Genomic DNA, 22,113 nt, shown 5'->3' on the forward strand with positions numbered 1-22,113 from the left:
TACATAGATTAAATAAATAATAAAAGGAAGTGTCTCTTTGAACAATTCTACAACCTCCTATTATGTCAGTGGAAATACTGCGGAAGGGTTAGTAAACTTTTTAGCTTCGAATGTAGCGGATTTTAATCATGTTATCATTTTAAAACACCCATCTCATACATTAAAAACGGCATTAATCAAAAAAATAATGAAGAAGTATGAAGGTGATAATACGCTTGAAGTCCTGCTTAGCCCTTTAGGTAGTGAATTTTTAGACGGTGTCATTGTTCGAGACAAATCAATTGCTGTGGTCATTGATACAATAGCAACAAGTAATCTTAATGGTGCAATCGAAATTGATCTAAATCTCTTTTCATCTGAAGAAATACCTAAAAATGAAATGTATGAACTGGCAAAAGAGAAGGCTCATGAGTTAACAGAAGCTTCGTATGCAAATTTTAGAACTGGATTACAAATTCATGATGATTTAGAAGAAATTTATATTAATGAAATGAACTTTGACCGTGCCAATGAATTTGCAGATGAATTTATTGATAAATTATTGACTAATATACCAAAGAAAAATGGCAAAGGTAAAGTATTCGATCGATTGTTTGGTACGAATACGAAAGAGGGAGTCGTAAATGTCGTTCCAGATATTTTAAACAGGCAACCAAAAAATTATTTTATAAAAGGTCGAGCAGGTACTGGGAAATCAACATTTATGAAAAAGATTAGCAATGCTTGTAGGCACCATGGATTAAATGTTGAGTTATACCATTGTAGTTTTGATCCAAACAGTATTGATATGGTACTCGTTCGTGACCTGGATTTTTGTATTTTCGATAGTACAGATCCCCATGAATTTTTTCCAATGCAAGAAGATGATGAAATTGTCGACCTTTACCAAGCGCTTGTGACACCAGGCACTGACGAGAAATATGCGACAGAAATAGATAAGTACAATAATGAGTATAAGTCGTATATGAAAAAAGGTATTGTGAATCTACAAGAAGCTGGTGATTATGTAAAGCAAATGGAACAGCATTTTGTAATTAGCGAAAACGAAATGGATCGAATAGTAGCATTTATTCTTGAAAAAATAGTTCATTAAGTCATGTCCTGCAAAGATGCTAACTCCTTATCCATCAAATACCACTTGTAATTTAATAGATTATGAGTTAAAATTAATTAACTGAAAATTGGGAGTATAAAAAATAATGGGGGTGTGTTGGTTGATTTCTGTTAAGATGCTCAAGCCTTACTATATCAAGTCAAACGAAAACTATGTACGAATTATATTGGCATATCAATATTTCGCTGTTGTAATAAATAAAAAAGTGTATCAGTTTATACCTGTTGAAGCGAAAGAAATTCGAATAAATCGAAGTACCCGAAAAGTAGAAAATATTGGTGCAAGATTTGCATTTCAAAAAGGAAAAGATATCGTATATATGACAATGAGTGAGCTACTTTCTTTGCCGGATTTTTTGTACCAATTACACACCATTGCAAAGCCATATTATAACTGTGTTGATGTGGAATCTAATGAGCAAGAAAATGAAACCGCTATAATCATTGATGAATTAGAGCATTTAAATGTCAAACGATTAATTGATAATGCATTGGATGAACGTGATGAAGAAGCGTTCCGTACATTAGTAAAATTACTTTAACGATAAGAAGTATGTCCTATGTAAATAAGACATACTTCTTTTTTCCTATTTTTTAAAAATTATGTTTAATATCGTATGAATAGGGTATCTAAATAAATAAGAATTTTCGTATAGTTTATTGAAGACGGGAATTGGGAGGAATTTTCATGGTAATTGTTAAGATGTTAGAGCCCTATTCTATAAAAAAAGATGATGATCTTTTATATGTTGCATTGGAAAAGCAATGTTTTTCCATATTAATTGAAGATCAGATATATGATTTTATTCCGGTAAAAGCGAAAGAAATAAAAATTGATCGAGTAACAAAAAGAATTGAAGACCTAAATGCTGACTTTGCCTTTCAAAATGATAAGGAAATTGTTTACATTTCGATGAAAGAATTAATTAATATACCAGATTTCTTAATCAAACTATACTTTATTACGAAACCATACTTTGATGAAATCTTTGAGGCAGAAGATTTAAATGTAAACGATAATGTCGATATACTCATCGATGAGTTAGAGTTGCTAAACGTGAAACGGTTAATTGACAAAGCATTAGACGAGCGAGATGAAAAAACGTTCCATCAATTATTGCAGTTATTATAAAGAAAAGAAGTATATCACTTTTTAAATAGGTGATATACTTCTTTTACTCTTTATTTGATTTTTTCCAAAACATCTGTAACTTTTTCTACTGCTATACTACTACCACCTAGATCCTGTACTTGTTCGACCATCATCGCAATAAGAATATCCTGGTCATCGGATGGGTATCCAACAAACCATCCGTTTTGTGCGCCATCTTCTTCATCTAGTGTGAGCTTTAATTCAACCGTACCTGTTTTACCTGAAATAGGGAAGCTTGCATTTTTTGCATAACTTGCAGTACCATCAGTTACTACCTTACGTAATGACTCATTAATAATTTCTGCGTTTTCTGCTGAAATTAATTCTTCCTGCCAAACTTCACCAGTTTTTTCTGATTCAAGTAATGCTGGCTTTAACATATTTCCGTTATTTAGAAATGTTGTATAGGCCACAGCTAGATGCAAGGAGCTAATTTCTATCTCGCCTTGACCATAGCTAGCATTTGCTAATAGTACTTGATCATTCAGTGCTCCACTTGTTGATACGGTAGAAGCTGTTATAGGATATTCAAAAGGTATACTTTCGCCAAACCCAAATTTCTCTAGACCACTTACAAATGCCTTGCCACCCATATCTACCGCTTGCATTGCGAAGTAAATGTTATCGGAACGTACCATGGCATCAGTTAAATCTACCGGACCATTCGATTCGGATACACGAGTAACTTCATATTCTCCCCAACCTTCACCATTACTCCATGTAAGTCCATTAATTTCTAAACCTTCATCTGGATCAATTGTGCCGTTTTGCAATCCGATTGCAGCTGAAACGGGTTTAATAACTGACCCTGGAGCATAGGTTGCTGTGAATCGATTGAGTAATGGCGTTTTTGGATCGTTTTGTAGGCTATCCCATTTGCTTTGTGTTATCCCATATACCATTTCGTTAGGATCATAAGAAGGACTGCTTACAAGTGCTAACGTTTCACCAGATTTTGGATCGATGGCTGCAGCAGTTCCTGCCTCTCCATCATAAGAGTTATATATTTCCTCTTGAATATTTGCATCGATTGTTGTTACGATTTTCTCGCCATTCTGGACTTCTTTTTCCGCAAGTGTAACCTCTTCTTCTCCATCCTTGGTGACATAAATTCGAACACCTTTGTCCCCTTTTAATCGCTCTTCATATGCCCGCTCAAGACCTGTATTTCCAATCATATCATTCGGACCATATACAGCCGGATCCTTTTCTTCCAATTGTTCAGCTGTGATTTGACGGATATAACCGACAACATGGGCAGCAGCTTCTCCCAATGGATATACTCGTCCTAAAACTTCACGTCCATCGGTACCATCAATAGCCCAAAGTTCATTTAATAATTCTTCCTCTGATTTTGGTATAAGTTTATTTAATGGCACAAAATAATCAGGCTGAACCCAATCCGCATTTAAATAAGTGTCAATTTGCTCAACCGACATGTTTAGTAATGAAGCGATTTTTTCCTTGTTCTGTTCTTCGTTATCGCCAAGCCATGCAGGTACAATACCAACTTCCCAAACCATATCATTAATAGCTAAGGGCATTTGGTTACGATCTAAAATTTCTCCACGTATCGGATCGGTTGTTGTAATTCGAATTTCTCCTCCATCCTTGATTTCAGGAAAGATAAATCCAGGATCCCAATTTACATACCATTTCATTTCCTCTTCTTCTTCGCCCTGAAGTTCAAGAGTTGCTTCATATTCAAAAGAGATTGGACCGGCCATACTATTCATTTCAGCAGTAAATGGAAGTGTTGCGGTACCTTCTTCCAAAGCTATTTCCAATTCTTCTTCAGATAGTTTCGTGTAGGAGATATTAAGATCACTAATTTTCAAGTCTTCATATATTTTTGTATATCGATCAACCATTTCATCTACTGCGTATTCCTGCTGTGTTTCTGGAGTAAGCATTTCGTACATTTGTGAGAATACTTGATCGTTCCAGTGATCCACAAATGTATCAAATTGATTATGTGGAGTCACTTCATCATCCTTAGAACATCCTACTATAAAAAGAAAAAGGATGATGGAAAGTAGTAAGGTAACTCTTTTCATTTGAATCCCCCTTTAATTTATTGCTCAACTGTTATTATATCATTTTGAAACAGAAATTTAATAATGAAAAAAAGAAAAAGTCACCTTTTCAAAGTGACTTTCATTACTATTTTTCTTCCATATGCTCTTTAATCTCCGTTGTTACCCGATTGAACTCCGATTCGGGAACGATGTAATACCATGTACCACCAATAGTTTGCCCACTTCCATCTAATTCGATGGTTTTGACATTGTTTCTTGTGCCACGATAATTTCCAAATAAGTTTTGCATATTGCCCATATTTAAATCAGTTTTTACATTACCGCCTACAATATCAAGTATTTCACCGACCTTTGTAATACTTGAGAAGCTTGCTGCTTCATTCAATGCGGCAGTTATAACATTCCGTTGTCGTTCATTTCGTCCTAAATCTCCACGTGGATCATTCTTTCGCATGCGAATATAATCTAATGCTTCTTCTCCATTAAGTTGGATCTGACCTTCCGAAAAATTCGTACCACCTTGTGAAAATTCTTGTTCATTATTAATCGTTACACCGCCAATAGCATCAATACCTTGCTGGAATCCTTCCATATTCACCCTTGAGTAAAAATGAATTGGTAAATCAAAAGCTTCCTCAACCGTTTGTACAGAGAGTTCAACATCTCCGAAAGCATAAGCGTGATTGATTTTATCCATCCCACGACCAGGTATATTCACATACGTATCTCTCGGTATACTTAACATAATCATGGAGTCAGTGTTTGGATTTAAGGACATTAAGATCATTGTATCGGAACGACCTTTATCCCCAGCTCTCTGGTCAACACCAAGTAATAAAACATTCATTGATTTTTTATCTTTAAAAATAGAGTTTATTTCCTTTTGGCGATCTGGATCGTTATCTCGTTCTAAAGGATCATGCATCGATGATACGGTGTCGCCGATTTTATCATAAAAGTAATAAAAAATGCCTCCACCAATTAGTAATAATCCTAATATAATGCCACCAACCCAAAATGGCCATTTACGTTTCTTTTTTTCTTTACGTTTTTCAGTTCTAGACTCTACCACAATAAATTCTCCTCTGTTCAGAAAAACAAATGAATCGAGCTTGTTCTTCGAGTAGTGCGAAAAATAGTAAATCTTGGATAAATTATATCGAATATTGTAGTTTTAGTCTATTCTTTTTTAGGTGTATTTACTCATTATTTTTTTCAACTGGTAATGCTGTAATAATATATCGTTCCGGCGCATCACCTACAAAGTTAAATGGATAACAGGTTGTTACGGTTAATACTTCGTCAGGTGCAGTTGGTACGATAACCGTACGATCGTCTGCATCAACTATTTCCGTATCTACGATCTCATAGGAAAATTCTCCGTATGTCAATTCAACAATAAGGATATCTCCTAACTCCAATTCTCCCATGCGTCGAAATACGGTATCACGGTGTCCGGATAAAACTATTTGGTCATTCTCAAGTGGGAAAGCAGTCCCCTTATAGTGTCCGACCCCTTTAGCAAGTTCATCTTCATCAGTACCTTCGATGATCGGTAAGTCTGATTCCAGCTTTGGGATGTGTAAAATACCAATTTCTTCTCCTGTTTTAGGATGGTAGTCAGATGGAAAGGTTGGCTCTTCTGATGTGGGTGAATTTTTGTCTGAAATTGCATTGTCCTTACTATCTTCCAATAAGGATTTAGCCTCTGCTAAGCTTTTATTTTGATCGATATGTGATTTTATTAGCTGATATCCACCAAACCCTAAAAAGAAGACTCCAGCGATAATGAGTAATAATGATAATTTTTTCATAGGCGTACTCCTTAAAATAAAGTTATTTATAGTATAAGGAAATTTCTTATTATTTTAAAGCTTTATTTAAGTCCTTAAAAATATTTTAGTAAATCTTTACTCTTAATTATATTTTTAGGAGATAGGCGTAAGTACACTTGATTTGTTCGTTAATGAAAACGTGAAATTATTTACAAAAAATGAAAATGTACGTAAACAGGAGAATACAGAAGAAAAGAAAAGATAAATTGTTCTTTATTAAGAATAATGGTCATTTTTGGGGTTTTTTATAACGAACAAAATGTTTTATACTCAGACTGTAGTTCGTTAATAAGAACGAATGAAAGCTTCAGTGCATTTGTTCTATTACTATTTTACTACTTAAAAGGGGGAGTTACATGAAGAGGGTACATCGTTTACGTCTCGTCTGAATAATTCAACCTAGATTAACAGTGAGTTCTTTGTAAAGGACTCAAGAAATCGTTTTTGACTCTACATAGGGTTCAAAATAAAAAAATAGAATTACAAGGAGGAAACAAGAATGAGTGTTAAAAAGAAATTAGGTATGGGAATTGCAGCAGCAGCATTAGGAATTTCACTAGTAGGTGGAGCAACGTTTGCGTATTTTAGTGATGCGGAAGAAACGAACAACACGTTTGCAGCAGGTACATTAGATCTATCTGTTGATCCAACTACAATCGTTGATGTGGATAATTTAAAACCAGGTGATGTTATTTATCGTGAATTTGAACTAATTAACGATGGTTCCTTAGATATTTCTTCTATTGATTTAACTACAAGTTATACGGTAGATGATGCTAATGGTGACAATGTAGGTGATATGGGTGAACATATTAGAGTTCTTTTCCTAGAAAATGGAGACAAAACGGATTGGAATCCAATTGAGGGTTGGGATTATAACGATGTTGTAAGTGAAACAACTTTGGCTGACTTACAAGAAATGACTCCAGATGCAGTTGAAGACTTAGAAAGCTTCTGGACGTGGTTATTTGGAGGAACTGGTGAAGAAAGCGGTTTAGTAGCTGGTGACAGCGATCAGATGTATGTAGCATTTGAATTCGTTGACAATGGTGAAGATCAAAATGAATTCCAAGGAGATGCTCTACAACTTACATGGACTTTTAATGCTCACCAAACTGAAGGTGAACTTAGATAATTTAATAAATGGTGAGGGGAATACACTTTTCCCCTCATTTCTTCTTAGAACAAATATAGTTGGTTGGACACTTTAAAGTGGATTAGTTGTAACTGTACATTTCTGAACACCAAGGTGCCGACGATGTCTTTTAGAGCTAGTCAAGTAGATGGAGAACTTAAATAGATATATTAACTACATAGCTTCATACTTTGGCATTAAAAAAGTTATCATAGTGGGGATTTCCCCCACCTATAATACATATACATAAGTACCCTGCTTATTTTGTTTTATTAAGAATACCCTAAATCATTTTTAATAAAACAAAATAAGAAGTATTTATAAGGAGGGGAGTACGTTGCAAATGAGTCGCCTAGGTAAATTTAGAAAAAAGAGAAAGTTTATCTTAATAAGTAAAATATTGTTGATAAGTTATATTTTTCTTTTTGGTTTCTCTTATTTAGCCTCTAGTACTGGAGCGTATTATAGTTCTAATAGTGGTGATAGTTTCACTTTTCAAGCTGGAACCTGGTGGGATGGTAGTGATTTGGTGTTTACTGGGAAAGGAAATCAAAACATAAAATCTTGTCCACCAATAGAGATAACAGTTGGAATGAAAAATAAAGGGTTTAGTATGACTGATACAAGTGAATATGAGGTATTTTACGTAGAAACAGGTGAGCCAAAAATAAATGGCGAAAAAATAGCTACTGGTATAATACAACCTATTGAGGCAGATGCAGAAACACAGCTTACATATGAGGCTGAAGAAGAAGGTTTCTATATGTTTAAAGCCATCCAACGAGATGGTTATGAAGGAACTTCGAGTAAAGAAATTTGGAGTGAGAAGATAAAGGTTAATTGTAAGGACAAAGAAAAAAATAATACAGATGAAAAAACAGATGAAACGGAAACGCAAGATACTGAAGATGTTTCAGATGTAGAAGAAAACAAAGAAGGAACATCAGATGAGGAATCTATTGAGAAGAATATAGAGGATGCACAGAGTAATGAACCGAAAGATGAGAATAACCCGGAACCTTCTGAAGAGGATGAGCAGATTCCTCCTAATGGCCAGCCAGAAGGGGATGAAGAAAGCTCGAATAATTCTGAATCCAACGGTGATGTGGTAACAGGTGAGGGGGAAGAAACAGGTGATGAAACAGATGAAGAAGCTGAATAAGAAAAAAATATTAAACTTCCTTAATCATATAACTACTACATTGTTATTCATCGTATTAATCGGTATGTTGTTCATCGTTATATCGTCTAAGGCATCTGGTGGCGAACCAGAAGTATTTGGATACCAACTAAAAACGGTTTTATCAGGATCTATGGAACCTGACATCAAAACAGGCTCTATTATAGCAGTAGAGCCTGGAGGTGATATGACACGCTTTCAACCGAATGATGTCATTACATTTATGGAAGAAGACGGTAAATTAATAACTCACCGAGTAACTGAAGTGGTTGAAAGTGGCGAGGAGATTTTATATCGTACAAAAGGTGATAATAATAATGCGGAAGACTTAAATCCTGTACTATCTGAAAATGTAGTCGCAGAATATACTGGTTTTACGATTCCATATTTAGGATATTTAGTTAACTTTGCTCAATCACAAAATGGTGCTTTCCTATTATTAATACCAGGTATTCTTCTGATTGGTTATTCGGGATGGATAATTTGGAAAGCGTTACGAGAAATCGATTCTTCAAATAAACAGGATACAAAAGAAGAAAAAGGAAACAGTTTAATAAGTTAAATTCTCATTAAAAATAGCCTGTAAAGGGGGCGATCAAATGAAACGGATATTAATTCTATGTCTCATGTTTATTATTGGTTTTACGGTAATTAGCGATCCTGCAAAAAGCTTTGCAGATGAATCAAATGCAGATGATATGGCAGAAATCGATATTAGCCTATCTCCAAGTGATGTATTGTTTAACATCGATAATATGAAACCAGGTGACTGGGCAGAAAGAAACATAACGATTAAAAATGCTGGTGAATATGATTTTGAATATCAAATGAGTATTCGAAATGAAGGATCAGAAAAACTATTTAATGAGTTTTTATTAGAGATTCGTGATTCGAATGATGAATTATATACTGGTAAACTTGCAGATTTTGAGAAGTTGCCTGTAAGGGAAATAACATCAACTAACGAAGAGGAATTAGAGATAACTGTACGATTTCCAGAACATTTGGGGAATGAATTTCAAGGGCTTGATGCTCAATTCACCTTTATCTTCGTAGCTGAAGGAGCAGAAGATACAGATACGAATGATCGTGATGAAGAAAGTGTAGATGGTTCCGTTGGAAGCGATAAAGACAATAAAGACGGTGGATCTATCTTACCTGATACGGCAACAAATATGTTTAACCTCTTATTAATCGGAAGTATCTTATTAGTTACAGGTGTTGTCATTGCCGCATCGAGTGCTATAAAAAGGGTTAGAAAAAACAACAAACAACATGTCTGATGTGCAAAACGACATGAAATATTTTCTGAATCTTACAAAACTAGTTACCATTTGACAAAACAAGACACGCTCAATGTCTTGAATATACAGTATAATAGTCTTATAGCTAATTTCGAATATCCCAGTGAAGGGCAAACTTATTGAAAAATGAGGGCGCAAAGTCACAGGTCTAAAGCATCATGCTATGACGGCTGGATTACCTGGAAAGTAATGGGGGACAGGAGATTGGAAAAAATCATTGAAAATGTCAAATTGGATTGTGAATGGGTTGAATTAATGAAGGAAGCCAGATCAATAGGCATGACGGTGGAGGAGGTTCGGCTCTTTTTGTCCGAAGCACAACAAAATATATAATGTTTTTCGAAAAAAATGTGCTTTAAATAGAACCGCTCACCTAATTTGTGGTATAATTCGCATTGAAAGAGGTGAGAGAACTTGATCGGTGAAAAAATAAAGCAGTTACGACAAGAAAAAAAGATGTCTATTTCTGAGCTAGCCGAGAAAGCTAATGTCGCAAAATCTTACTTAAGTTCTATTGAACGGAACCTTCAGTCCAATCCATCGATCCAGTTTATCGAAAAGATTAGTTCGGTTCTAGGTGTATCTGTTAATGAGTTGATCAATGCGGATAGATCACAGCAATTAGAAGATTTAGACGATGAATGGTTAAAAATTGTTCAAGAGGCAATGGAATCAGGTATATCGAAAGAACAATTTAAAGAATATCTCGAATTTAATAAATGGCGTAAAAAACAAGAATAAGGTTTACATAAATTATACTCAAAACCGTTTAGCATAGCTGACGGTTTTTGTTTTGGGAATGAATTAATCGAGGCATTTCACCAAAATTCATGTTATTATAGTATCCGTAACATAGTAAATTTAAATTTGGTGAAATGATGCGTACTTATTTTTATTGGCTTTATCCAATTGGATGGATGTTGATTATTTTCTATTCTTCGTCACAGCCATATGAGGATCAAGATATGAAACCGATGCTATCGAATACGATTGATCTGTCTTTTTTAGAACGCTATCTGGATTGGATTGTTTTTACATATCATCGTTCAGAAGTCAGTGTTGCAAACCTTGGTGTTGAAGGGTTTATTGAGTTTTTCATTCGTAAAGGAGCACATGTAACTGTATTTTTTGTGTTATTTTACCTGTTATTTCTGGCGATTAGGAAGACAACTAATATATCTAAGTGGACAACTATTATTGTCTCACTTTTACTGACGATTGCATATGCTAGTATTGATGAATTCCATCAAGGATTAACCCCGAATAGAACTCCTTATATTGGAGATGTTTTGCTAGATTCATTTGGTGCATTATTAGCTAGTTTATTATTAGTGTACTTTCATTATCGAAGAAGAAACAATGCGAAATAGGCAACAAAATTGTTAATTATCAGTGACTGATTCGTACAATTACGAACCATAAGGGGTGGAATGTGCCTTTCGCTGATAAGGTTCACTTTACAAGTCAAATTCTTGAGGGCGATATGAATGAGAGAACGCGAATATCTAAAATATATGTTGAAAAAAGTTATCGAAGAAACAGAAAATAATGAAATAAAAACATCGGACGAATTAGTACAGACATTAATTAATCATCTATCTGATCACATACCCTTATCAAAGAAAGATACGATGGCGAACTAATAATTTTTTAAAACCTATTTACAGTACGTATATGTGGAAATCCTTATCTAGTAGACTTATATCCAAAACAATATAGTTGATCTAAGCTGGTGTGTATAAATGCACTAGCTTAGAAGCATGCTCTAATTATGGACAATGAATGGAGGAATCTGATAGGTGAAGCGACTATTAAATTGTACAGCGAGCGACTTTGAAAAGATGAATAAATTTGATTTAATACAATCGATTCAAGCATCAGAAGGCAGAACATTAATTTCCGAAATAGTTAGCTCAAGTGTACCCTTATATCCCGGTCTAACGAATGCGGAATATGCATCTTCTTTTGGAGCAGACATAATCCTGTTAAATATTTTTGATGTTAATCAACCACATATTGAAGGGTTAGTAAATGTCAAATCCAACGATGTGATTCGAGAATTAAAAAAATTAATTGGACGACCAGTAGGGATTAATTTAGAGCCTGTTGATCCTGAAGCTGATCAGATGGAAGATTTAGATGTCTTACCAGAGGGTAGAAGAGCTACCAAAAATACGATTGAAAAAGCAAAAGATCTTGGTGTTGATATCATTTGCCTTACTGGAAATCCGAAGACAGGTGTTTCTAATAAGGCTATTTTGAAGTCAATTTCGGTTGCAAACGAGGTAGCTGGTGATGATTTGGTCATTATTGCTGGTAAAATGCATGGTGCCGGTGTGAAGGCAGATACTTCTGAGGGCCTTGCAGATATTGATACGATTGAAAAATATGTAGAAGCTGGTGCAGATATTATATTAGTACCTGGAGTGGGAACCGTACCTGGTGCAACCTCTGAAAAAACAGAGAAACTGATTCAAGCTGCCCATCAAGTTGGAGCACTGGCGTTAACAACGATAGGTACTAGTCAGGAAGGTTCAGCTAAAGAAACGATTCAGCAGATGGCATTGTTTAACAAAATGGTTGGAGCAGATGTGCACCATATAGGTGATGCAGGTTTACATGGAATTGCTGTACCGGAAAATATTATGCATTATTCCATTGCTATACGTGGAAAAAGACATACATATACAAGAATGGCAGCATCGATCCGTCGATGACAATGAAATGACTTTTTTCTTCCTTATATGACAAGGAATTAATTATATGCTACTTTGTAAAGTAGGTTTTGGTTGAAAGGATGAGTGAATTGAAAGATGTATCATCATCTTTATATATACGTAATGTAAATATTTATGCAGAACATGAAGTAATTACAAATGGTAGTATTTTAGTCGAAAATGGAAAAATTAAAGGTATCTACCATGAGAATGAGCAGCCAGATCGTTACCCAAACCGATTTAAAATTATTGATGGCTCTCATTTTAATGTTATTCCAGGGTTTATTGATGGACACATACATGGTGCTAACGGTGCTGATGTAATGGATGCAACAGAAAAGGCTATTGATTTGATGGCAACTGCACTACCTAAAGAGGGCACAACTAGCTTTTTGGCGACTACGATTACACAATCTCCAGAAAGTATTGAAAAAGCATTAAAGAATATCGCTGTTTATGAAAATAAGCCAGGACAAGCTGAAGTGGTTGGAATTCATTTAGAAGGTCCATTTATTGAAAAAAGTAAAAAAGGTGCTCAGCCTTTAGAATACATAATGAAACCAGATATAGATCAATTTGACAGATGGCAAAAACTTTCGGGATATGCAATTAAAACAATCACAATGGCACCTGAACATGATGAGGATGGTGCATTTATCCGGCATTTATATGAGTCAGGTGTCAATGTATCAGCAGGTCATACAGCAACCGATTTTGCTGGGATGAAACAGGCCGTTTCACATGGGGTACGACAAGTGACACATTTGTGTAATGCGATGAATGGAATTCACCATCGGGATATTGGTGTGGTTGGTGCTGCCTTTACATTGGAAGAATTACGTGCAGAATTAATTGCTGATGGAATTCATGTAGTGCCAGAGATGCTACAGTTAATTTACAATAATATGGGCAGTGAACGATTAATTTTAATTACGGATGCTATGCGAGCGAAATGCTTACAGGCTGGTGATTATGAGCTTGGTGGACAACCTGTGACAGTAACAGAGGACCGCGCCATCTTAGAAGATGGTACGTTAGCTGGAAGTATTTTAAAATTACAACATGGAGCACAGCGAATGCTAGGGCTAAATAATGTCTCCATGGAACAAGTGATAGAAATGGCGTCCGTTAATCCAGCAAAACAACTTAATTTGTATGACGATAAAGGTAGTATATCTATAGGGAAGGATGCAGATTTACTGTTAGTGGATGATCAACTAAACCTTTCCTACACGATTTGTCGTGGTGTAATTGCATTTGAGGAGGAAGAACTTCTATGAAAATCATCAACGTAAAAGATTATGAAGAAATGAGTCAACAGGCATGCTCCATGTTATTAGATGTAATCCGTAATGAAATAAAGCCAGTATTAGGATTAGCTACAGGGTCTACACCCGAAGGATTATATCAACATTTAATTGAGAAATATAACGAGCAGAAAGTATCTTTTCAAGAAACAACTACATTTAATTTAGATGAATATGTTGGTTTAGACAGACATGATCCAAACAGCTATCGATTTTTCATGAATGAAAAGTTATTTAATCATGTTAACATACCAGAAGAAAATACCCATGTTCCAAGTGGTATTGCACCAGACCCGAATCAAGAATGTTATGATTATGAACAACTGATTCAAGAGGCTGACCGAATCGATGTACAAGTACTTGGACTGGGGCTGAATGGTCATATTGGATTCAATGAACCAGGAACTCCTTTCAATAGCCGGACCCATGTTGTTGCATTAGATGAGTCTACACGTCAAGCAAATGCAAGATTTTTTGACTCAATAAATGATGTACCAACACAGGCTATTACGATGGGAATTGAAACCATTATGGAGAGCAAATCGATTATCTTACTAGTATCAGGCGAGAAGAAAGCTGAACCCCTTGCTCGCTTGGTTTACGGAGAAATATCTGAGGATTTTCCAGCTTCTATTCTGCAAAAACATGAAAATGTTACGATTATAGCGGATGAAGCTGCATGTGCAAATTTAAGATAAATTGAGTAAAACAATACCATCATTTTGAACTGATGGTATTGTTTTTTATTTGGTATTTTCCGCATCGATTTCAATATATTTAACATCTCTTTTGGATATGTCAGCTTGATCATTTGTTGTATCAATTATCCATTCTCGAAATACTTCTTCCTCACCATGCTTCACATAAATTATAAATTCCACATTTTCTAAATAATGGATGGAATCAAGAATATATTCAGAGTTTCGAATGACGTTTTCAAGTTTACCTAATAGGGTATAATCAACTGTGATGGAAAAACCTTGCATGAGTTGTCGGTTAACAATACCTGTCGTTTGAATAGCTTGGGACGTTGTACTTCCATATGCACGAATGAGTCCTCCAGCACCAAGCTTGATACCGCCGAAATAACGTGTCACAACCACTGCAGTATCTTTCAAATGTCGCTTCTTTAATACTTCCAAAATGGGAACACCTGCAGTGCCACTTGGTTCACCATCATCATTTGCTTTTTGTATGTGATCATTTTCACCGATAATGTAAGCAGAACAGTTATGATTAGCATCATGGTGCTTTTTCTTTATTTCTTGTATGAAATGTTGCGCTTCTTCTTCTGTTTCAACACGTCGCACATACCCAATAAAACGTGACTTTTGTATGATTATTTCGTCTGAACCGTTGTGTTTTACTGTAAAATAACTAGATAACACGGAAATCCCCCTTTTTACTATATAAATAGTATATAATAGTAAATAAACATGGTAAAATAGATGCATTAATGATTAGAATAAAATGATTATTATAATTTGTTAAATAAAATGAGCGAATAGACCCTATAAAAATGAATCATAAGTACGTATAATTATAACATAGGTTGGTGGGTAGATTATGACTGTGAAAACCAAGGAGAAAACATTGGAAATAATAGTCAACGAAATGGTGACGGTAGTTGAGAACAGTAAGGATGAAATTTTTCATATCTCTGAGGAAGCTCGGTCTGAGTATGAACAACTTTCACAAGAACTGAGTGAAACGAAAGAAAAAGTTATTCATTACATAGAAGATGGGGACAACCTAGAGCAGAGAGTTAATTATTCGAGACGCCGTTTATCTGAAGTGAGTAAGTATTTTGATCGTTATGGTGAAGATGAAATTCGTGAAATTTATGAGGGTACTCATGCACTTCAAACACAATTAGCAATACTACGTCAAGAAGAAACTATCCTTCGCCAAAAACGGGATGAACTAGAAAGAAGACTGCTGACCTTAGATCAAACGATGAAACGTGCAGAAGGACTAGCTAGTAAAATTACTGTTATTTTAACGTATTTAACAGATGACTTTAAGCAAGTTAATGAAATGATTGAAGAAGCAAAAGAAAAGCAAGAATTTGGATTGAAAATTATTGAGGCACAAGAGGAAGAACGTAAGCGAATATCTAGGGAGATTCATGATGGTCCTGCACAGATGTTAGCAAATATTCTTTTACGATCGGAGTTGGTAGATCGAACATTTAGAGAAGGAAGTACGGACGAAGCGTTGGATGAAATTAAAAATGTACGTAAAATGGTTAGAACTTCTCTTTATGAGGTTAGAAGAATAATTTATGATTTACGTCCAATGGCTTTAGATGATCTAGGGTTAATCCCAACAATTAAAAAATACATTGCTACGACAGCAGAATATAATAATGTTAAGATAGATTTTACACCAATAGGTAGTGATGAACGACTGAATCAAAAGTATGAGATTGCTTTTTTTAGACTTGCACAAGAAGCGATACAGAATTCAATTAAGCATGCAGAGTCTTCATTAATTCAAGTGAAGTTAGAGATTAATAGACGCCATTTAACCATGATTGTTAAAGACGATGGTAAAGGGTTTGATCCAAATCTAAAGAGAGATAAATCGTTTGGATTGATTGGTATGCGTGAGCGTGTTGAAATGTTTGATGGAGTAATGAAACTTGATTCTTCACCAGGAAAAGGAACAAAGATTATCATTCAAGTACCATATGATGAATATTAATTACTTTTGAGAATTCTACCGATATTAAAAATAGAGAAGGAATTATAAATCTATCATTAAATCTTGTAATAGGGAAAATTTGAAGAAACGTAGGAGGAACAAAAGGATGCACACAGACAAACAAATAAATATAGTTTTAATTGATGATCATAAATTGTTTCGAGAAGGAGTAAAACGAATTCTTGATTTCGAACCTTCATTCAACGTAGTGGCTGAAGGTGATGACGGAATTATGGCTACCAAACTAGTAAAAGAAAATAATCCTGATGTTGTTTTAATGGATATCAATATGCCGACTATGAATGGTGTCCAGGCTACTGCGGATCTAGTAAGACTTTTCCCTAAGACTAATGTAATTATTCTCTCCATCCACGATGATGAAAGTTATGTTACACATGCATTAAAAACAGGTGCACAAGGGTATTTATTAAAAGAAATGGATTCCAATGCTTTGATTGACGCGATAAAGGTTGTAAGTGAGGGTGGATCATATCTTCACCCGAAAGTAACTCATAATTTAGTTCAGGAATATCGTCGACTTTCTAAGGAGAATATTACTCGAACGGCTGATAATACAATAGAGTATCATCGACCATTACACATTCTTACCAAACGAGAGTGTGAAGTGTTGCAATTACTGGCTGATGGTAAAAGTAACCGCGCTGTTGCTGAATCATTATATATTAGTGAAAAAACGGTTAAAAACCATGTAAGTAATATTTTACAAAAAATGAATGTGAATGATCGTACGCAGGCTGTCGTATCTGCAATACGAAAAGGCTGGGTAGAAGTTATATAATTTAATAGATTGAAAGATTCAAACTCTGGTACATTGTGCCAGAGTTTTTTTATGGAGGTTGAATTAAAAGATCATGGTCGATCCCAAGTAATATTAGCTTACATACGTCTGATAGAGTGCCAGTTACGGTCACTTCTATCCGATTTTTGGTGTACTCCGTAGTCTCTAGTAAAGACCTCACTACATGCGTCTTCGAAGTGTATTTCCACTGCGATAGGATACAAACAATATAAAAACTGCCTTTAATAGGTTGTTCAAAAAGTCCGGTGAAAATGACACATCGATTTTCTTCGTTGGCTTGCTTTTCCGTTACTCACGTATTAACTGTATACGTTCCGCTGTAGAAGAAAAAATGTAAGCGTTCTCTTTCGTTCCTAATGCATTTTTTAGCCTATTCATGTAAAATGTAATAAACAATGCTAAAAAATAGAAAGAAATAAAGAAATGGAGAGGAAGGAAGAAGATGAAAGTTGCTGTAATGACTGACAGCACTGCTTATATCCCCAAGGAAATAAGGGACAAACATGACATACATATGGTACCACTTAGTGTTGTTTTTGGTAATGAAACCTATCAGGAAGAGATTGATATAACGACAGAAGAATTTTATCAAAAAATAAAAGATGAGAAAGATCTTCCAACAACGTCTCAGCCATCTATTGGGTATGTTACCGAAAAGCTAGAGGAATTAGCAAAAGAATATGATGCAGTTGTGTCTATTCATTTATCCAGTGGTATAAGTGGAACATATCAAGCAGTTGTTAGTGCCGGAGAAATGGTTGATGGTATTGAGATGTTTGCATATGATTCGGAAATCAGCTGTATGGTTCAAGGGTTTTACGTATTGGAAGCGGCTGAAATGGCTAAAAACAATAAAACACCACAAGAGATAATTGAACGCCTTGATGAGATGAAACAAAGTGTGAAAGCCTACTTTATGGTAGATGATCTAACGAATTTACACCGTGGCGGTCGTTTAAACGGAGCCCAGGCTCTAGTTGGAAGCTTACTTCAAGTAAAGCCAGTGTTACATTTTGAAGAAAAGGTTATCGTCCCATTTGAGAAGATCCGTACCCGTAAAAAGGCATTAAATCGTATTTTAGGAATACTTGAAGAAAAGGCACAGGAAAATGACCTTCGAGTTGTTTTCATACATGCAAATGATGAACAAAGTGCAATAGAACTACAAAATAATTTCAATGAAAAATTCCCTTCTTCGGAAGCAACGACTAGCTATTTTGGTCCAGTTATTGGAACCCATTTAGGTGAAGGTGCTATCGGAGTTGGCTGGTATAAAAAGTAGCAATTATACTTATATATTTTTTTAATTTATAATGACTACCGGACATGTGCCGGTAGTCTATCCCTCAAAGAAACTGAAAGTGAGTGATTGAATGACCAAAATCACCCCCAAAGCTAAAACCTCCGTCGAACAACCTTCTATGCAAGACATCGCATTACGCTATTCCGGAAAATTACTCCTTCGTAATGAAATAGATTTAAATGAATCTTTATTCCAACAAGCCTCATTTCATCCAACACCTTCTATTGTACGTAAAAAATTTCATTATGAATGTCAACGATGTGGAAATAAGAAAGCCTCTTTGTTTGCCAAGATCCCTTGTCTGTCATGTCATCATAACCATCTGTACTGCCGTAAATGTATAGAAATGGGTAGAATTATGGAGTGTGAACCTTTATACACATGGAGTGGAGAAAAGGTGCAATGGTCACATCATAGAGAACCGTGTACATGGAATGGGGAATTAACGAATGCACAGCAAATAGCTGCTGACCGAATTGTACAAGCTGTCACGACGAACGAATCAGAATTATTAGTTTGGGCCGTATGTGGCGCCGGAAAAACTGAGATGTTATTTCAAGGTATCTCAGAAGCATTAAGGCAAGGAAAACGGATCTGTATTACAACTCCTAGAGCAGATGTAGTACGCGAATTACTACCTAGAATTCAACAAGCTTTTGCGAATGTTTCGGTTCAAGGGTTGTATGGTGGTAGTGAGAATAAAGAAGGAACTGCACAAATTATGATTACTACTTCACACCAACTCCTTCGTTTTAAACAAGCCTTTGATATGGTAATCATTGATGAAGTTGATGCTTTTCCTTTCCACAAAGACCCTTCACTACCATTTGCTACCCAAAGGGCGAAAAAAGAAATCCACACGACAATTTATTTAACAGCAACTCCACGCCCACATCATCGATTGCAAATAGCTATAAAGAAACTAGCACATGTTTTTGTTCCAGTCCGATATCATGGTAATCCATTACCAGTACCTATATTTAAAATGTGTTTCTCTTTACAAAAAGATCTAACTCATGTGAAATTACCACGAAATGTTTGGAAATGGATAACGAATAGAAAGAATCCTTCCCGTCAGCTATTAATTTTTGTTCCTACAATAAAAATGGCAGAAAAAATGAAGGAAAACTTAACAGAAATATTTATAATGAGAGGTTTACTGAAGAAACAGGATGAAATGGATTTCGTTCACTCAGAAGATAGTGAACGGGAAGAAAAAGTTACGTTATTCCGGCAGAGGAAGATGAAAGTACTAATCACAACTACAATCTTGGAACGTGGGGTTACATTCCCATCTGTTGATGTTGTAGTGCTGGATGCAGGAAATAAGGTGTTTGATGAAGCAGCTTTAGTTCAAATAGCCGGTAGAGCAGGAAGAAGTGCAGATGACCCAACTGGGGAAGTGGTATTTTTTCATGATGGAAAGACAGATGCTATGGTACAAGCAGTTCAAGCAATTAAAAAAATGAATCGGCTGGGAGGATTTTAACAGATGAATTGTTTATGGTGTGATGAAGAAATCCGGTCAGAAGTTTGTTGGGTAAGCTTAGTACTTCCGTTAAGGTCAAAATCGCTTTGTCAATCATGTGAAAGGGAACTTAAAGTAATAAGAGGAAATAGATGCTCTAGATGTAGTCGAGCTTCTAGCAGTACAATTTGTGAGGATTGTATTTGGTGGGAGCAATATATGGGTGGAGAGGATGTTCTAAGTGAAAACTACTCGGTTTTTACTTATAATGAACGTATGCAGGATATGATTACCAAGTGGAAATATCGTGGAGATTATCAGTTAGGTTATGCCTTTAAAGAAATATTTGTTGCCACTTTTCAACAAAAATTCAAGACATCTAATAATATGGTGGCATTATCTGTACCGCTTAGCGAGGAGAGAATTCTAGAAAGAAGTTTCAATCAAGCTGAGATGTTGGTTGAATTTTTACCAATTATTTCTGCTAAAGGAATAACTCGCGAGCATGGTGAAAAACAGTCAAAGAAAACACGCCAAGAGCGGATTCGTTCAGAGAATCCATTTAAACTCCAAAAACCTATTAACAAACCAGTCATTCTTGTCGATGATATATATACAACAGGTACAACTTTACGCCATGCAGCTCGTTTATTGAAACAGCATGGTTGTCCCAAAATTTATGCCTATACTTTAATAAGAGGATAATGATAACATTATAATATCGAGGAGAATTAAGATGGCTGAGTTAGCAAATTGTTCACGCTGTGATGCGGTTTTTGTGAAAAGTATACGTGATATATGTCAGAAGTGTTATAAGGAAGAAGAAAAAGATTTTCAAACGGTGTATCAATTTTTACGTAAACAGAAAAATAGAGAAGCTACATTAATAGAAGTAGTGGAAGCGACTGGTGTGGATGAGAATTTAATTATAAAATTTATTAAAGAGAAACGTCTGCATACTTCCAAATTTCCAAAATTAGCATTTCCTTGTGAGAAATGTGGTAAATCGATTGTGTCAGGTAAATTATGTTCCGCTTGTTCAGAGGAGTTTTTACATGATCTAGAGCAATACGAACAGATCGAACAGCGATCAACGAAGATAAAAGAAGAGAAAAAAACACAAAATATATACTACACAATTGATAAACATAATAATTAAACCTTTAATATTTCTAAATTATACCGATAATAATGGTAGAGCATTTATTCGTCGGCTAAGATAGAGTCAAATGGAAACGAGGTGATTTTGATGAAAATTCAAGGTCCAAATCATACCAACTTTAACCCATATAAAAATCAAATCCAAAAGCAACAGGATTACAATAAAAATGCCAGTCAAAAAGATCAGTTGGAAATATCGAACCAGGCAAAACAATTGCAGGAAAGTGAAAAAGTTCATCCAAAACGTGAAGCATATGTTCAAGAAATAAAAAATGCTGTTGAATCAGGTGAATATAAAATTAATCATGAGAAAACAGCACAAAAAATGATTGAATTCTGGTCGAATCAATAGGAGGAGGACATCACGATGTCCGTTAAGGCAATAAACCAATCGCTAGAAAACCTAAATAACATACATGAAGATTTGTTAAAGAACTCTGAGCAAAAAACAGAGGTTATTAAGGAAGGGTCTGTTGAAAAGTTACAGTCAGTTCTTATTAAAGAGCGGAAACTTATTCAATTACTAGATAAAGCTGAAGAACAACGTAAGAAGGAAGTAGATCGATGGTTTTCGGATAGGGAGTTGCCAAGTGTAGAGGCAACAATTACAAATATGCTAGAGCTTTTAAGTGATGAACAGGACCGGAAAAATCTAGAAGAACAAACCGTTGCATTAACAGAAGTGATGTTGAAATTAAAGCAACAAGAGCAACTTAATATGGCTTTGATTCAACAATCGATGCAATTTGTGCAACTGTCATTAGATTTAATGAGTCCTTCCTTGAAAAATTTGAACTACGGTAATGAAAAAGAAAAGGCAACAATTAACCGTTCCATGTTTGATTCAAAGGCATAGAAGAATAGGGATATCC

At 35.2% G+C, this 22,113-nt stretch carries 26 protein-coding genes and 1 riboswitch; of the genes, 22 read left to right on the top strand and 4 right to left on the bottom strand.

Annotation, left to right across the window (positions count from 1 at the left end; genetic code table 11):
• Window positions 1-37 precede the first annotated feature (37 nt).
• The 3 genes from ACFSTA_RS14865 to ACFSTA_RS14875 all read left to right on the top strand — a co-directional run bounded on the left by ACFSTA_RS14865 (window position 38) and on the right by ACFSTA_RS14875 (window position 2,245).
• Window positions 38-1,093, top strand: a complete 1,056-nt coding sequence (locus tag ACFSTA_RS14865) for a hypothetical protein (protein ID WP_377557567.1) — start codon at window positions 38-40, stop codon at window positions 1,091-1,093.
• Between the two features lie 112 nt (window positions 1,094-1,205).
• Window positions 1,206-1,655 (top strand): IDEAL domain-containing protein, encoded by a 450-nt coding sequence (locus ACFSTA_RS14870; RefSeq protein WP_377557809.1) that lies wholly within the window; start codon window positions 1,206-1,208, stop codon window positions 1,653-1,655.
• A gap of 146 nt (window positions 1,656-1,801) precedes the next feature.
• Window positions 1,802-2,245 (top strand): IDEAL domain-containing protein, encoded by a 444-nt coding sequence (locus ACFSTA_RS14875; protein WP_377557569.1) that lies wholly within the window; start codon window positions 1,802-1,804, stop codon window positions 2,243-2,245.
• 50 nt (window positions 2,246-2,295) lie between these two features.
• Here ACFSTA_RS14875 and ACFSTA_RS14880 read toward each other — a convergent pair whose 3' ends face one another.
• From ACFSTA_RS14880 to ACFSTA_RS14890, 3 genes are all read right to left on the bottom strand, one after another.
• On the bottom strand, window positions 2,296-4,323 hold the full coding sequence (locus ACFSTA_RS14880) for a penicillin-binding transpeptidase domain-containing protein (RefSeq protein WP_377557570.1): 2,028 nt from the start codon (window positions 4,321-4,323) through the stop codon (window positions 2,296-2,298).
• 106 nt (window positions 4,324-4,429) lie between these two features.
• Entirely contained in the window at window positions 4,430-5,377 is a 948-nt protein-coding gene (locus ACFSTA_RS14885) for an LCP family glycopolymer transferase (protein ID WP_377557571.1), read from the bottom strand.
• Between the two features lie 127 nt (window positions 5,378-5,504).
• Entirely contained in the window at window positions 5,505-6,119 is a 615-nt protein-coding gene (locus ACFSTA_RS14890) for a class D sortase (RefSeq protein ID WP_377557572.1), read from the bottom strand.
• A 520-nt stretch (window positions 6,120-6,639) separates the two neighbouring features.
• Between ACFSTA_RS14890 and ACFSTA_RS14895 the strand changes: the two genes are divergently transcribed.
• The 11 genes from ACFSTA_RS14895 to nagB all read left to right on the top strand — a co-directional run bounded on the left by ACFSTA_RS14895 (window position 6,640) and on the right by nagB (window position 14,481).
• A complete protein-coding gene (locus ACFSTA_RS14895; protein WP_377557573.1) occupies window positions 6,640-7,275 on the top strand; it encodes a TasA family protein in 636 nt (211 codons plus the stop codon).
• 343 nt (window positions 7,276-7,618) lie between these two features.
• Entirely contained in the window at window positions 7,619-8,437 is an 819-nt protein-coding gene (gene tapA, locus ACFSTA_RS14900; RefSeq protein WP_377557810.1) for an amyloid fiber anchoring/assembly protein TapA, read from the top strand.
• Window positions 8,412-9,017, top strand: coding sequence for a signal peptidase I SipW (gene sipW, locus ACFSTA_RS14905; protein ID WP_377557811.1), 606 nt, complete (start codon window positions 8,412-8,414; stop codon window positions 9,015-9,017). The genes tapA and sipW overlap by 26 nt, the downstream gene beginning before the upstream one ends.
• A gap of 37 nt (window positions 9,018-9,054) precedes the next feature.
• Window positions 9,055-9,738, top strand: coding sequence for a TasA family protein (locus tag ACFSTA_RS14910; protein WP_377557575.1), 684 nt, complete (start codon window positions 9,055-9,057; stop codon window positions 9,736-9,738).
• 120 nt (window positions 9,739-9,858) lie between these two features.
• Window positions 9,859-9,942: riboswitch (cyclic di-GMP riboswitch) on the top strand.
• A gap of 21 nt (window positions 9,943-9,963) precedes the next feature.
• Window positions 9,964-10,092: an anti-repressor SinI family protein gene (locus ACFSTA_RS14915; protein ID WP_377557576.1), complete on the top strand. Its 129-nt coding sequence runs from the start codon at window positions 9,964-9,966 to the stop codon at window positions 10,090-10,092.
• An 81-nt stretch (window positions 10,093-10,173) separates the two neighbouring features.
• Window positions 10,174-10,500 (top strand): helix-turn-helix domain-containing protein, encoded by a 327-nt coding sequence (locus tag ACFSTA_RS14920; protein WP_377557577.1) that lies wholly within the window; start codon window positions 10,174-10,176, stop codon window positions 10,498-10,500.
• Between the two features lie 134 nt (window positions 10,501-10,634).
• Window positions 10,635-11,129, top strand: a complete 495-nt coding sequence (locus tag ACFSTA_RS14925) for a VanZ family protein (protein WP_377557578.1) — start codon at window positions 10,635-10,637, stop codon at window positions 11,127-11,129.
• A 117-nt stretch (window positions 11,130-11,246) separates the two neighbouring features.
• Window positions 11,247-11,402 (top strand): hypothetical protein, encoded by a 156-nt coding sequence (locus ACFSTA_RS14930; RefSeq protein ID WP_377557579.1) that lies wholly within the window; start codon window positions 11,247-11,249, stop codon window positions 11,400-11,402.
• Window positions 11,403-11,558: 156 nt separating this feature from the next.
• Window positions 11,559-12,476, top strand: a complete 918-nt coding sequence (locus ACFSTA_RS14935; protein ID WP_377557581.1) for a DUF7916 family protein — start codon at window positions 11,559-11,561, stop codon at window positions 12,474-12,476.
• An 89-nt stretch (window positions 12,477-12,565) separates the two neighbouring features.
• Complete coding sequence (gene nagA, locus ACFSTA_RS14940) at window positions 12,566-13,756, top strand: N-acetylglucosamine-6-phosphate deacetylase (protein ID WP_377557582.1); 1,191 nt, start codon at window positions 12,566-12,568, stop codon at window positions 13,754-13,756.
• Window positions 13,753-14,481: a glucosamine-6-phosphate deaminase gene (gene nagB, locus ACFSTA_RS14945; protein WP_377557584.1), complete on the top strand. Its 729-nt coding sequence runs from the start codon at window positions 13,753-13,755 to the stop codon at window positions 14,479-14,481. The genes nagA and nagB overlap by 4 nt, the downstream gene beginning before the upstream one ends.
• Window positions 14,482-14,526: 45 nt before the next feature.
• Here nagB and ACFSTA_RS14950 read toward each other — a convergent pair whose 3' ends face one another.
• On the bottom strand, window positions 14,527-15,171 hold the full coding sequence (locus ACFSTA_RS14950) for a YigZ family protein (protein WP_377557585.1): 645 nt from the start codon (window positions 15,169-15,171) through the stop codon (window positions 14,527-14,529).
• 178 nt (window positions 15,172-15,349) lie between these two features.
• Between ACFSTA_RS14950 and ACFSTA_RS14955 the strand changes: the two genes are divergently transcribed.
• The 8 genes from ACFSTA_RS14955 (at window position 15,350) to ACFSTA_RS14990 (ending at window position 22,097) form a co-directional block, all read left to right on the top strand.
• Window positions 15,350-16,489, top strand: a complete 1,140-nt coding sequence (locus tag ACFSTA_RS14955) for a sensor histidine kinase (protein WP_377557586.1) — start codon at window positions 15,350-15,352, stop codon at window positions 16,487-16,489.
• Window positions 16,490-16,595: 106 nt separating this feature from the next.
• Window positions 16,596-17,288: a response regulator gene (locus ACFSTA_RS14960; RefSeq protein ID WP_377557587.1), complete on the top strand. Its 693-nt coding sequence runs from the start codon at window positions 16,596-16,598 to the stop codon at window positions 17,286-17,288.
• A gap of 463 nt (window positions 17,289-17,751) precedes the next feature.
• On the top strand, window positions 17,752-18,591 hold the full coding sequence (locus ACFSTA_RS14965; protein WP_377557588.1) for a DegV family protein: 840 nt from the start codon (window positions 17,752-17,754) through the stop codon (window positions 18,589-18,591).
• Window positions 18,592-19,009: 418 nt separating this feature from the next.
• Window positions 19,010-20,101 (top strand): DEAD/DEAH box helicase, encoded by a 1,092-nt coding sequence (locus ACFSTA_RS14970; RefSeq protein ID WP_377557589.1) that lies wholly within the window; start codon window positions 19,010-19,012, stop codon window positions 20,099-20,101.
• A 3-nt stretch (window positions 20,102-20,104) separates the two neighbouring features.
• Window positions 20,105-20,785 (top strand): ComF family protein, encoded by a 681-nt coding sequence (locus tag ACFSTA_RS14975; protein WP_377557590.1) that lies wholly within the window; start codon window positions 20,105-20,107, stop codon window positions 20,783-20,785.
• Window positions 20,786-20,816: 31 nt separating this feature from the next.
• On the top strand, window positions 20,817-21,239 hold the full coding sequence (locus ACFSTA_RS14980; protein WP_377557591.1) for a TIGR03826 family flagellar region protein: 423 nt from the start codon (window positions 20,817-20,819) through the stop codon (window positions 21,237-21,239).
• A 90-nt stretch (window positions 21,240-21,329) separates the two neighbouring features.
• Window positions 21,330-21,593 (top strand): flagellar biosynthesis anti-sigma factor FlgM, encoded by a 264-nt coding sequence (gene flgM / locus ACFSTA_RS14985; protein WP_377557593.1) that lies wholly within the window; start codon window positions 21,330-21,332, stop codon window positions 21,591-21,593.
• 15 nt (window positions 21,594-21,608) lie between these two features.
• A complete protein-coding gene (locus ACFSTA_RS14990) occupies window positions 21,609-22,097 on the top strand; it encodes a flagellar protein FlgN (protein ID WP_377557594.1) in 489 nt (162 codons plus the stop codon).
• Window positions 22,098-22,113 lie beyond the last annotated feature (16 nt).

This window comes from Ornithinibacillus salinisoli (genome assembly GCF_042684965.1).
Lineage (GTDB): Bacteria > Bacillota > Bacilli > Bacillales > Amphibacillaceae > Ornithinibacillus > Ornithinibacillus salinisoli.